The organism is Pseudomonas sp. NPDC089408 (genome assembly GCF_044749445.1).
In the GTDB taxonomy this organism is placed as follows: Bacteria; Pseudomonadota; Gammaproteobacteria; order Pseudomonadales; family Pseudomonadaceae; genus Aquipseudomonas.
Window position 1 is genome coordinate 299,921 of the sequence record NZ_JBIVHY010000007.1, and the last position, 12,285, is coordinate 312,205.

Sequence of the window (12,285 nt, forward strand, 5' to 3'; positions counted from 1 at the left end):
GGAAAAGCAGAAAGGGGCCCGTAGGCCCCTTCATGCTTGCAACCGCGAACCGGCCATTGCCTGTATCAGGCGTCTGGCGCGGCTTTGGCTTGCGGCTCGCTGTTCTCGTAGATCATCAGCGGCTGCGAGGTGCCTTCGATGACGCTCTCATCGATCACCACCTTGCTGACATCCTTCTGCGAAGGAATCTCGTACATGGTGTCGAGCAGCACGCCTTCGAGGATCGAACGCAGGCCACGAGCGCCGGTCTTGCGCTCCAGGGCCTTGCGTGCAACGGCCTTGAGTGCATCGCTGCGGAACTCGAGGTCGACGCTTTCCATCTCGAACAGCTTGGCATACTGCTTGGTCAGGGCGTTCTTCGGCTCGGTGAGGATCTGCATCAAAGCAGCCTCGTCCAGCTCGTCGAGGGTAGCCAGAACCGGCAGGCGGCCGACGAATTCCGGAATCAGGCCAAACTTGACCAGATCGTCCGGCTCGACCTCACGCAGGGACTCGCCAACCTTCTTGCCTTCTTCCTTGCTGCGCACTTCGGCGCCAAAACCGATACCACCCTTGGTGGAGCGGTTCTGGATGACCTTTTCCAGGCCCGAGAACGCGCCACCGCAAATGAACAGGATGTTGCGGGTATCAACCTGCAGGAATTCCTGTTGCGGGTGCTTACGGCCACCCTGCGGCGGTACCGAAGCCACGGTGCCTTCGATCAGTTTCAGCAACGCCTGCTGCACGCCCTCGCCCGAAACGTCACGGGTGATGGACGGGTTGTCCGACTTGCGCGAGATCTTGTCGATTTCGTCGATGTAGACAATGCCCATCTGGGCCTTTTCCACGTCGTAGTCGCACTTTTGCAACAGTTTCTGAATGATGTTCTCGACGTCTTCACCCACATAACCGGCTTCGGTCAGGGTGGTGGCGTCAGCAATGGTGAACGGTACGTTCAACAGGCGTGCCAGGGTTTCGGCGAGCAGGGTCTTACCCGAGCCGGTCGGCCCGATGAGCAGGATGTTGCTCTTGCCCAGTTCGACTTCGTCACCCTTCTTGTCACGCTGGTTCAGGCGCTTGTAGTGGTTGTACACCGCTACGGCCAGCACCTTCTTCGCGCGCTCCTGACCAATGACGTACTGGTCCAGGATGCCGCTGATTTCTTTCGGCGAAGGCAATTTGTGCGCGCTGCTCTCGGCCTGGGCTTCCTGCACCTCCTCACGGATGATGTCATTGCACAGGTCGACGCACTCGTCGCAGATAAATACCGAGGGCCCGGCAATCAATTTGCGCACTTCGTGCTGGCTTTTGCCGCAGAAGGAGCAATAGAGCAATTTGCCGCTGTCCTCGCCGTTACGGGTGTCAGTCATTCGATCGATCCAATCCGGTAGGCTTGCAACACAAGATGAAGGCAATTGCGGGCTTTTTCAAGTCCGCAGGTAGGCGCTTTCGGCGCCTACCTGCTCTGGCACCCCGGTTCAGGAGGCCAGTTGCCGCTTGTCGTAGACCGAGTCGATCAGGCCGTACTCGGCCGCGCGCGAGGCGCTCATGAAGTTGTCACGCTCGGTGTCGCGCTTGATGGTCTCGAGGTCCTGGCCGGTGTGGTAGGCCAGCAACTCGTTCAGACGCGCCTTGATATTGAGGATTTCCTGGGCATGGATCTCGATATCGGTGGCCTGGCCCTGGAAACCGCCCAGCGGCTGGTGGATCATCACGCGCGAGTTCGGCAGGCAGTGACGCTTGCCCTTGGCACCTGCGGTCAGCAGGAAGGCGCCCATGCTGCAGGCCTGGCCGATGCAGATGGTCGAGACGTCCGGCTTGATGAACTGCATGGTGTCGTAGATCGACATGCCGGCGGTGACGGAGCCACCCGGCGAGTTGATGTAGAGATGGATATCCTTGTCCGGGTTTTCCGCTTCGAGGAACAGCATCTGCGCGACGACGAGGTTGGCCATATAGTCTTCAACCGGGCCAACCAGGAAGATCACTCGCTCCTTCAACAGGCGCGAATAGATGTCGTACGCGCGCTCGCCACGGGCGGACTGCTCGATAACCATCGGGACCAGGCCGCCTGCGGCCTGGATGTCAGAGCTCTGCTGAATATAAGAATTGCGGGACATGTCCTGCGCTCACTCCCAAATAGTCATGGCTTGATAACGCACAAGCCAGCTCGAAGGCTGGCTTGTGGGGTTTCCTACGAGAGAAAACGTATTACTCGGCTTCGGCAGGTGCCTGGGCTGGTTTTACGGCATCTTCGTACGAGACCGACTTGTCGGTCACAGTCGCTTTCTGCAGAACAGTATCTACAACTTGCTCTTCCAGCACAACCGAACGCACTTCGTTCAGTTGCTGGTCGTTCTTGTAGTACCAAGCGATGACCTGCTCAGGCTCCTGGTAAGCCGAAGCCATTTCTTCGATCATCTCGCGAACCTTGGCGTCGTCCGGCTTCAGTTCGAACTGCTTGACCACTTCGGCGACGATCAGGCCCAGCACCACGCGGCGCTTGGCTTGCTCTTCGAACAGCTCGGCTGGCAGCTGCTCAGGCTTGATGTTGCCACCGAACTGCTGAACGGCCTGCACGCGCAGACGGTTGACTTCGTTTTCCAGCAAGGCTTTCGGCACTTCAATCGGGTTGGCGGCCAGCAGACCGTCCATGACCTGGTTCTTCACCTTGGTCTTGATTGCCTGACGCAGTTCACGCTCCATGTTCTTGCGAACTTCGGCGCGGAAGCCTTCCAGGGTCGATTCCTTGATGCCGAACTGGGCGAAGAACTCTTCGTTCAGTTCTGGCAGTACCGGGGCCGAAACGCTGTTGACGGTGATGGTGAACTCGGCAGCTTTGCCAGCCAGGTCCAGGTTCTGGTAGTCCTCTGGGAAGGTCACGTTGACAACGCGCTCTTCGCCAGCCTTGGCGCCAACCAGGCCGTCTTCGAAGCCTGGGATCATGCGGCCGGAACCCAGTACCAGCTGGGTGCCCTTGGCCGAACCACCGGCGAACTCTTCCCCGTCGACCTTGCCGACGAAATCGATGTTGACCTGGTCGTCGTTCTGCGCAGCGCGCTCAACGGCCTCGAAGCGGGTGTTCTGCTTGCGCAGCACTTCCAGCATGTTGTCCAGGTCGGCGTCAGCCACTTCAGCGGTCAGGCGCTCGACGTTGATCGACTCGAGGCCGGCAACGGTGAACTCCGGGAACACTTCGAAGATGGCGACGAACTCCAGGTCCTTGCCCTTTTCGAAGGACTTAGGCTCTACAGCCGGGGCGCCGGCCGGGTTCAGCTTCTGCTCGACGATGGCTTCGTAGAAGGAAGCCTGGACCAGATCACCGAAAGCCTCTTGACGGGCATCGGCCTCGAAGCGCTGACGGATCACGCTCATTGGCACCTTGCCTGGGCGGAAGCCGGCAACCTTGGCGCGCTTGGCAGTCTGTTGCAGACGCTTGTTGACTTCGTTCTCGACGCGCTCGGCCGGAACGGCGATGGTCATGCGGCGCTCGAGAGCGGAAGTGTTTTCAACAGAAACTTGCATGGATATTCCTCGTTGCACAGACGTTAGCCGGCGTTAGCCCGACTCCAGAATCAAGGGCAAGCATTCTAGTGAGTCGCGCAGCAGAAGTCACCCCACACGGGACGACGGGAAACCACGCCGGTCGATTAGCTTTCAAGGCCCGCACGGCTTGCCGCCGGACCTCCTTCATAAAGAGCCGCACCACGCCCATGGCGCAGTACAGCCGTAATAACTTGTCAAACAACTGCCAGTGGCGAATTCGCTTCCTTTATTCAGGATCGATTTCGTTGAACTGACAGTATTCTTCCCACTCCAGCCCCAGCGCCTCGGCCACCTCGCGGTGCGTTTCCAGGCGCATGGCCTGCAACTGTTCCGGGGTTTCGGCGATCAGCTGCAGCGCCAGTTCCCAGGGCTGAATACCCTGCTCGTCGGCCGCATCTTCGAACGCCCACGCGATCTGCTGGGCCTGCTCACGCGCATCCAGCTCGCGGATCTCCTCGAGCAGCTGCGGATTGGCTTCGGCAAAGCGCTGCAGCGCCAAGGCTTGACGGGCTTCTTTTGCAATCATTGGGTTGTTCCTCTGCCGGCCAACCGGGCCGGTATTTCAACCGGCTGAAATCTAACAGCTTTTATTGGGGTGCCACCAGAGGATTGCAAGGGGTGAGAGGTGATTTGGCCGGGAGGTGGTTAGCCTCAACATTTTCAGCGCCTGGGAGATCGAGCGCCGCCCGCGCGGCGCTTCGCGGGGCAAGCCCGCTCCCACATCTGTTTCAGGCCCATTATTCCTGCGCCAGAGGTGCTCGCACCCTTGGTGCATGGCTGCAGGCGGCGCCGATATCGAAGGGAGCAAACAAGGCGGGCATAGGCGACCTCACAGGGTTGACTGGCCCGAAACAAACTGTGGGAGCGGGCTTGCCCCGCGAAGCGCCGCGCGGGCGGCGCTCGATTTCACAGGCGCCAAATCTCTAAAGGCATGCACACTAAAACCACACACAAATCCAAAAATCCAAAAACAAAAAAGCGCCCGATCTCACGATCAAGGCGCCTTTCAAGAATATGGGGTGGACGATGGGAATCGAACCCACGACAACCGGAATCACAATCCGGCGCTCTACCAACTGAGCTACGCCCACCATATTGCGGTGTTTCGGTACAACCTTACAGAAGCATGGTGCGGACGAAGAGACTCGAACTCTTACAGCTTGCGCCGCTGGAACCTAAATCCAGTGTGTCTACCAATTTCACCACGTCCGCGTAACGCTTAAAACAAAGGCGCCAGATGCTATCGAGGCGCCTTCGAAAAATATGGGGTGGACGATGGGAATCGAACCCACGACAACTGGAATCACAATCCAGCGCTCTACCAACTGAGCTACGCCCACCATATTGCATTACCGCCCACTTGCTTGCCAAAGCTGCCTAAATGGCGCACCCGGCAGGACTCGAACCTGCGACCATCCGCTTAGAAGGCGGATGCTCTATCCAGCTGAGCTACGGGCGCTTAAGCGTGAAGCCTAACCGAACAAGCATTTAACAGGTAACTGCCAAACCACTCATTCTGCCCGACTTAGCCAACCAGTGCTAGGCTGTGCCCGACAAGTGCGGCGAATCTTATAGGCGACCCCGAAAGTCGTCAACACCTTTTTCAAAAAAATTTAAATTATTTAAGGGCTTAGGGGATTTGCCCGACCACCCGCCTTTGCCCTTGGCCCGTGTCGTGCGAGAATGCGCGTTCTTTATTGTTTCCTTCTCGATGGTTAATCACGCGTCTATGACTGCACACCTAATCGATGGCAAGGCAATCGCCGCCAGCCTGCGCCAGCAGATCGCTCAACGTGTCGTGGAGCGTCGCCAGCAAGGCCTGCGTACGCCGGGCCTGGCGGTGATCCTGGTCGGCACCGACCCCGCCTCCCAAGTCTATGTCTCGCACAAGCGCAAGGACTGCGAAGAGGTCGGTTTCATTTCGCAGGCTTTCGACCTGCCCAGCGAGACCACACAAGAAGCCCTGACCGAGCTGATCGACCGCCTCAACGACGACCAGGCTGTCGACGGCATCCTGCTGCAATTGCCGCTGCCGGCACACCTGGACGCCTCGCTGCTGCTGGAGCGCATTCGCCCAGACAAGGATGTGGACGGCTTCCACCCTTACAACATCGGCCGCCTGGCCCAGCGTATCCCGCTGCTGCGCCCGTGCACGCCAAAAGGCATCATGACCCTGCTGGAAAGCACCGGTCAGGACCTGTACGGCATGAACGCCGTCATCGTCGGCGCCTCCAACATCGTGGGTCGCCCGATGGCCATGGAGTTGCTGTTGGCCGGCTGCACCGTGACCGTCTGCCACCGCTTCACCAAGGACCTGGCCGGCCATGTCGGCCGCGCCGACCTGGTGGTGGTGGCCGCCGGCAAGCCGGGCCTGGTCAAGGGTGAGTGGGTCAAGGAAGGCGCCATCGTCATCGACGTGGGCATCAACCGGCAGGAAGACGGCAAGCTGGTTGGCGACGTAGTCTACGAGACCGCCCTGCCACGCGCTGGCTGGATCACCCCGGTGCCGGGTGGCGTCGGGCCGATGACCCGGGCATGCCTGCTGGAAAACACGCTGTATGCGGCGCAAGAGCTGCACAAGTAATAACGCGTGACATGAAAACGGCACCTCTGGCAGGTGCCGTTTTTTTTGCCTGGCGTGGGAGGTGTAGCGCCTGTGAGGTCGAGCGCCGCGCGGGCGGCGCTCGATTCACGCATCAACCTGAATCCTCAGCCGATCACTTCCTGGCCGCCTCCCAAGACTTCAGCAATTCGTTGTAGCTGACTGTCTCGCCCTTGGGCTTTTCGTTGGCCAGTTTGGGCTTGGGTGCACCGGGCTGGTCGAACCAGTACTGGGCATCTTTCTCCGGGTTCAGCTTCGGTGCGCAGGTGGCTTGGGCGTTGGAGCGCTGCAAGCGCTCCATCATCCGGTCCTGGTCGCGCGCCAGGCCGTCCAGGGCCTCCTGCGGTGTCTTCTCGCCACTGGCCACCTCGGCGATATGGCTCCACCACAACTGCGCCAGGCGTGGGTAGTCCGGCACGTTGGTGCCGGTCGGTGTCCACTGCACCCGCGCCGGGCTGCGGTAGAACTCCACCAGCCCACCCAGCTTGGGCGCCAGCTCGGTCATGGCCTGGGAATTGATGTCCGACTCGCGGATCGGGGTCAGGCCGACGATGGTCTTTTTCAGCGACACGGTCTTGGAGGTGACGAACTGGGCGTACAGCCACGCTGCCAGGCGCTGCTTTTCGGGGGTGGACTTGAAGAACGTCCACGAGCCGGTGTCCTGATACCCCAGCTTCATGCCCTCCTCCCAGTACGGCCCTTTCGGCGAAGGCGCCATGCGCCACTTCGGCGTGCCATCGGCATTGACCACCGGCAGCCCGGGCTTGGTCATGTCGGCAGTGAACGCGGTGTACCAGAAAATCTGCTGGGCAATGTTGCCCTGGGCCGGTACCGGGCCGGCTTCGGAGAAGGTCATGCCCTGGGCTTCTTTCGGTGCGTAGGCGCGCATCCAGTCCACGTACTTCTGCGTGGCATAGACTGCCGCCGGGCCGTTGGTATCGCCGCCCCGGGTCACGCTGGAACCCACCGGGTGGCAGTCCTCCACGCGAATCCCCCACTCATCAACCGGCAGGCCGTTGGGCAAGCCTTTGTCGCCACCGCCAGCCATCGAGAACCAGGCGTCGGTGAAGCGCCAGCCCAGCGACGGGTCTTTCTTGCCATAGTCCATGTGCCCGTAGACGCGCTTGCCGTCAATTTCCTTGACATCTTCGGTGAAGAATTTTGCGATGTCTTCATAGGCCGACCAGTTCACCGGCACACCCAGCTCGTAACCGTACTTTTCCTTGAATTTCGCCTTCAGGTCCGGCCGCTCGAACCAGTCGGCGCGGAACCAGTACAGGTTGGCGAACTGCTGGTCGGGCAGCTGGTAGACCTTGCCGTCGGGCGCGGTGGTGAAGGAAATGCCGATGAAGTCCTTCAGGTCCAGGGTCGGCGAGGTGTAGGCCTTGCCCTCGTTGGCCATCAGGTCGGTGATCGATTCCACCTTGCCGTAGCGAAAGTGCGTACCGATCAGGTCGGAGTCGTTGACCCAGCCGTCGTAGATGTTCTTGTCCGACTGCATCTGTGTTTGCAGTTTTTCCACCACGTCGCCTTCCTGCAGCAGGTCGTGGGTCAGCTGGATGCCGGTGATCTCGCTAAAGGCCTTGGCCAGCACCTTGGATTCATATTCATGGGTGGTGATGGTTTCCGACACCACGTTGATCTTCATGCCACGGAACGGCTCGGCCGCCTTGATGAACCACTGCAACTCGGCCAGTTGCTGTTCAGGGGTAAGGGTCGAAGGCTTGAACTCGCTGCCGATCCATTTTTTTGCCGCGTCCTCGTACTGGTCGGCCCAGGCAGTGCCCTGCACGCTGGCCAGCACCAGCAACGCGGCCAGGGTCAAATGTCGCCTGTTGTGCTTGTTATCGAACATTGTGATCTCCCGTTTCAGTTATCCCACAGGGCCGCTCGCTCAGCCCCAGCGCAGCACCAGCACCAGCCACGCCAGCGACAGCAGCGAGGCCCCCCACAACGGCCACTCGCTGACGCCGACCACCAGCAGGTGCAGGTAGGCGCTGGCCAGCAGGCCGATGAACAAGCGGTCACCACGGCTGGTGACCAGCGGCAGAAGGCCCCGCCGCTCCACGCAGGGGCGGCGCAGCTCAAGCAGGGTCATGCCCAGCAGCAGTACACCCACGGCGGCGAAGAACAGCGCCGTCGGCAAGGTCCAGGCCATCCACTCCATGCGTTGCCCTCCTTACACCCGGCCTAGGGCAAAGCCCTTGGCCACATGGTTGCGCACGAACCAGATCACCAGCATGCCCGGCAAAATGGTCAGTACCCCCGCCGCGGCCAGCACGCCCCAGTCGATGCCCGAGGCTGATACGGTGCGGGTCATTACCGCGGCAATCGGCTTGGCATTCACCGAGGTCAGGGTGCGCGCCAGCAGCAGTTCGACCCAGGAGAACATGAAGCAGAAAAATGCCGTGACGCCGATGCCCGAGCCAATCAGCGGAATGAAGATCTTCACGAAGAAGCGCGGGAAGCTGTAGCCGTCGATGTAGGCGGTTTCGTCGATCTCCTTCGGCACGCCAGACATGAAGCCCTCCAGAATCCACACCGCCAGCGGCACGTTGAACAGGCAGTGGGCCAGGGCCACGGCGATATGCGTATCGAACAGGCCGATCGATGAGTACAGCTGGAAGAACGGCAGCAGGAACACCGCCGGCGGCGCCATGCGGTTGGTCAGCAGCCAAAAGAACAGGTGCCGGTCACCAAGGAAACGGTAGCGCGAGAAGGCATACGCCGCCGGCAGCGCCACCAGCAGCGAAATCAGCGTGTTCAGGCACACGTAGTACAGCGAATTGATATAGCCGTTGTACCAGCTGGGGTCCGTGAAGATCACCCGGTAGTTGTCGAGGGTGAACGCCTGCGGCCATAGGGTCAGGCCGCCGAGGATCTCGGTGTTGCTCTTGAACGACATGTTCAGCAGCCAGTAGATCGGCACCAGCAGGAAGAAGAAGTACAGCAGCAGGGCCAGCGATTTGCGTGTGCTCATGGGCTAGTCCTTGTCGGCTTGGGTCATGGCTGTGTAAAAGAGCCACGACACCAGCAGGATGATCAGGAAGTACACCAGCGAAAACGCCGCCGCCGGGCCCAGGTCGAACTGCCCCACGGCCATGCGGGTGAGGGTCTGGCTGAGGAAAGTGGTGGCGTTGCCGGGGCCGCCACCGGTCAGCACGAACGGCTCGGTGTAGATCATGAAGCTGTCCATGAAGCGCAGCATTACCGCGATCAGCAGTACGTTCTTCAGCTTGGGCAACTGGATATGGCGGAACACCGCCCAGCCCGAGGCACGGTCGATGCGCGCAGCCTGGTAATACACGTCGGGGATGGCGCGCAGGCCTGAATAACACAGCAGTGCCACCAGCGAGGTCCAGTGCCAGACATCCATCACCAGCACCGTGAGCCAGGCGTCGAACGGGTCGCCGGCGTAGTTGTAGCTGACCCCGAGCCTGGCCAGGGTGGCGCCGAGCAGGCCGATGTCGGCGCGGCCGAAGATCTGCCAGATGGTGCCGACCACGTTCCACGGGATCAGCAACGGGATGGCCATGACGATCAGGCACACCGAAGCCATGCGCCCCTTGGTCGGCATGGTCAGGGCAATGCCGATGCCCAGCGGGATCTCGATCAGCAGCACGCAGGCGGAATAGATGAACTGGCGCAGCAGTGCGTCGTGCAAGGCCGGGTCGCGCAGCACCTGGCGGTACCAGTCGGCACCGACAAAGTAGCGGTTGGACGGGTCGAAGATGTCCTGCACCGAATAGTTGACCACCGTCATCATCGGCACTACCGCACTGAACGCCACCAGCAGGAACACCGGCAGCACCAGCCACCAGGCCTTGTTGTTCGGCACCTTGTTCATGCCTCGGCCTCCAGCAGCACATCATCGACATACAGCATCAGCCACTGCGTCGGCAGGCTGACCCAGGCCTGGCCCACAGGCAACGGGCGATCTTCGCCCACCCGCGCCTTGAGCGCGACACCACCCAGTTCAAGGGTGACGATGCGGTAGGTGCCAAGGTCCTCGACATCCAGCACCTGCGCCGGGTAGGTATCATCGAACGGGCTGTCCCACAACTGCACGAACTCCGGGCGGATACCCACCTGCAGGCGCCGGCCTCGCGTCGCAGCCAGGCGCTCGCGCAGGCCGTCGGGCAGTGCCAGGTGAACGTCGCCGAATACCACCCCGCCCGCCTCGGCGTGGACCTCGATCAGGTTCATCCCCGGGCTGCCGATGAAGTAGCCGACAAAGGTGTGCCGCGGCCGCTCGAACAGCTCGCGCGGGGTACCGAACTGGACGATGCGCCCGCCGTGCATCACCGCGATCTTGTCGGCGAAGGTCGAGGCCTCCAACTGGTCGTGGGTGACGTAGATCATGGTGATGTTGAACTGCTCGTGGATCTGCTTGAGCTTGCGCCGCAGCTTCCACTTCAGGTGCGGGTCGATCACCGTTAGCGGCTCGTCGAACAGAATCGCCGACACATCGTCGCGCACCAGGCCGCGGCCCATGGAGACCTTCTGCTTTTCGTCGGCACTGAGGTTGCGCGCCTTCCTGCGCAACACCCTGGCCAGGTCGAGTACCTCGGCAATCTCCTCCACCCGGGCACGCACCCGGGTTTCGTCCAGCCCTTGGTTGCGCAACGGGAAAGCCAGGTTTTCGAACACCGTCATGGTGTCGTACACCACCGGGAACTGGAACACCTGGGCGATGTTGCGCGCCTGCGGTGACAGTTGGTTGACCGGCTTGCCGTCGAACAGCACCTCGCCGTGGGACGGCGTCAGCAGCCCGGAAATGATATTGAGCAACGTCGACTTGCCACAGCCCGACGGCCCGAGCAAGGCATAGGCACCGCCCTGCTCCCACACGTGCTCCAGCGCGTGCAGGGCATAGTCTGACTCGCTGGCGGGCTGGCTGCTGTAGCTGTGCGCCAGTTGGCGCAGGCGGATTTCGGCCATCACCCTCTCCTTGCCTGGCGCAGCCCCGGGGCCTGCACCAGCGCCCCCATGCTGTCGAAGATGAACAGCTTGTGCGTGGGGATGAACACGCGGATCGGCGTATCCACCTGGTATTCGTGCACGCCGGGCAGGTGCAGAATCATGCGCCAATGCTCGTTGCGCACATGCAGGAAAGTCTCGGAACCACTGATTTCGGCCAGTTCCACCAGCACCGCCAGTTCCAGGTCATCATCATGCGCCGGCACCAGGGTGATATGGCTGGGACGCACGCCAAAGCGGTACTCGCCCTCGGCAAGCTGCTGCAGGTCGGCATTGCGGGCGAAGTGCACCGCCTGGGCCAGGCTTGCTTCGTTGCCACTGATACGGCCAGGAACCAGGTTGATCGGCGGCTCGGAAAACAGCTCGGCGGCCAGCACACTGCCCGGGCGCTGGTAGACTTCGGCGGTGGGCCCGCTCTGCACGATACGGCCCTCGTGCACCAGGGTAGTGGTGCCGCCCAGCGCCAGCGCCTCGGTCGGCTCGGTTGTGGCGTAGACGGCAATGCACCGGCGCGCCGCAAACAGTTCGCGCAGCTCCTGGCGCAGGCCCTCGCGCAGCTTGTAGTCGAGGTTGACCAAGGGCTCATCGAACAGGATCAGCGAGGCATCCTTGACCAGCGCCCGAGCCATTGCCGTGCGTTGCTGCTGGCCGCCGGACAGCTCCAGCGGCAGGCGCTGCAGGTAGGCGTCGATGCGCAGCATCTCGGCAGTTTCCTGCACCCGCCGGCGAATCTCCGGCTCGGCCATGCGCGCCTGGCGCAGTGGCGAGGCGATGTTTTCGTACACGCTCAGGGTCGGGTAGTTGATGAACTGCTGATACACCATCGACACGTTGCGCTCGCGCACCGGCACCCCGGTGACGTCCTGGCCGTCCACCAGCACCCGCCCGCGATCCGGGCGGTCGAGCCCGGCCATCAGGCGCATCAGGCTGGTCTTGCCCGCCAGGGTGCGGCCCAGCAACACGTTGAACGAACCGGGCTCGAAACGCAGCGAGGCATCGGCGACCCAAGCCTGGTTGTCGACGCTGCGGCTGACCTGCTCCAGCACCAAAGACATGGCGTGGCCTTCTTGTGGTTGTTGTCTCCGGGGTACAGCCAGTTCCGTGCCAGATTCGCCACGCTGCTCTGGCCCGCGGCCTGTGCGCCAGCCCCGGGAAATCAGGGGTTCGCAAGTGAACAC

At 61.6% G+C, this 12,285-nt stretch carries 11 protein-coding genes and 4 tRNA genes; 1 reads left to right on the plus strand and 14 read right to left on the minus strand.

The annotated features are described in order from the left end of the window. Positions 1-65: 65 nt before the first annotated feature. From clpX to ACIP02_RS14690, 8 genes are all read right to left on the minus strand, one after another. Positions 66-1,349: an ATP-dependent Clp protease ATP-binding subunit ClpX gene (gene clpX / locus ACIP02_RS14655; protein ID WP_110744985.1), complete on the minus strand. Its 1,284-nt coding sequence runs from the start codon at positions 1,347-1,349 to the stop codon at positions 66-68. A 108-nt stretch (positions 1,350-1,457) separates the two neighbouring features. Next, entirely contained in the window at positions 1,458-2,099 is a 642-nt protein-coding gene (gene clpP, locus ACIP02_RS14660) for an ATP-dependent Clp endopeptidase proteolytic subunit ClpP (RefSeq protein ID WP_027593952.1), read from the minus strand. 91 nt (positions 2,100-2,190) lie between these two features. Further along, a complete protein-coding gene (tig, locus tag ACIP02_RS14665) occupies positions 2,191-3,504 on the minus strand; it encodes a trigger factor (protein ID WP_400617505.1) in 1,314 nt (437 codons plus the stop codon). A gap of 247 nt (positions 3,505-3,751) precedes the next feature. Beyond that, the gene (locus ACIP02_RS14670) at positions 3,752-4,051 is read right to left on the minus strand and encodes a DUF6388 family protein (RefSeq protein ID WP_400617506.1); all 300 of its coding nucleotides are present in this window, start codon (positions 4,049-4,051) and stop codon (positions 3,752-3,754) included. 489 nt (positions 4,052-4,540) lie between these two features. Beyond that, positions 4,541-4,616 (minus strand) — tRNA-His (locus ACIP02_RS14675). Positions 4,617-4,652: 36 nt separating this feature from the next. Continuing rightward, positions 4,653-4,737 (minus strand) — tRNA-Leu (locus ACIP02_RS14680). A 52-nt stretch (positions 4,738-4,789) separates the two neighbouring features. Further along, positions 4,790-4,865: transfer RNA gene (locus ACIP02_RS14685), tRNA-His, on the minus strand. 42 nt (positions 4,866-4,907) lie between these two features. Continuing rightward, positions 4,908-4,984, minus strand: a tRNA-Arg gene (locus ACIP02_RS14690). 270 nt (positions 4,985-5,254) lie between these two features. Between ACIP02_RS14690 and folD the strand changes: the two genes are divergently transcribed. Further along, positions 5,255-6,109: a bifunctional methylenetetrahydrofolate dehydrogenase/methenyltetrahydrofolate cyclohydrolase FolD gene (folD, locus tag ACIP02_RS14695; protein ID WP_201207662.1), complete on the plus strand. Its 855-nt coding sequence runs from the start codon at positions 5,255-5,257 to the stop codon at positions 6,107-6,109. 133 nt (positions 6,110-6,242) lie between these two features. Here folD and ACIP02_RS14700 read toward each other — a convergent pair whose 3' ends face one another. Genes ACIP02_RS14700 through ACIP02_RS14725 form a run of 6 tightly spaced genes read right to left on the minus strand, consistent with a single transcriptional unit; the run spans position 6,243 to position 12,162 of the window. Then, positions 6,243-7,982, minus strand: a complete 1,740-nt coding sequence (locus ACIP02_RS14700; RefSeq protein WP_400617507.1) for a carbohydrate ABC transporter substrate-binding protein — start codon at positions 7,980-7,982, stop codon at positions 6,243-6,245. A gap of 39 nt (positions 7,983-8,021) precedes the next feature. Then, the gene (locus ACIP02_RS14705; protein WP_400617508.1) at positions 8,022-8,294 is read right to left on the minus strand and encodes a DUF2160 domain-containing protein; all 273 of its coding nucleotides are present in this window, start codon (positions 8,292-8,294) and stop codon (positions 8,022-8,024) included. Between the two features lie 12 nt (positions 8,295-8,306). Then, on the minus strand, positions 8,307-9,107 hold the full coding sequence (locus ACIP02_RS14710; RefSeq protein WP_400617509.1) for a carbohydrate ABC transporter permease: 801 nt from the start codon (positions 9,105-9,107) through the stop codon (positions 8,307-8,309). A 3-nt stretch (positions 9,108-9,110) separates the two neighbouring features. Beyond that, positions 9,111-9,974 carry a carbohydrate ABC transporter permease gene (locus ACIP02_RS14715; protein ID WP_400617510.1) on the minus strand — a complete coding sequence of 288 codons (864 nt, stop codon included), beginning with the start codon at positions 9,972-9,974 and terminating at the stop codon, positions 9,111-9,113. Then, positions 9,971-11,068, minus strand: a complete 1,098-nt coding sequence (locus ACIP02_RS14720) for an ABC transporter ATP-binding protein (protein WP_400617511.1) — start codon at positions 11,066-11,068, stop codon at positions 9,971-9,973. Before ACIP02_RS14720 ends, ACIP02_RS14715 begins: the two co-directional genes overlap by 4 nt. Then, positions 11,068-12,162, minus strand: coding sequence for an ABC transporter ATP-binding protein (locus tag ACIP02_RS14725; RefSeq protein ID WP_400617512.1), 1,095 nt, complete (start codon positions 12,160-12,162; stop codon positions 11,068-11,070). Before ACIP02_RS14725 ends, ACIP02_RS14720 begins: the two co-directional genes overlap by 1 nt. Positions 12,163-12,285: the final 123 nt, after the last annotated feature.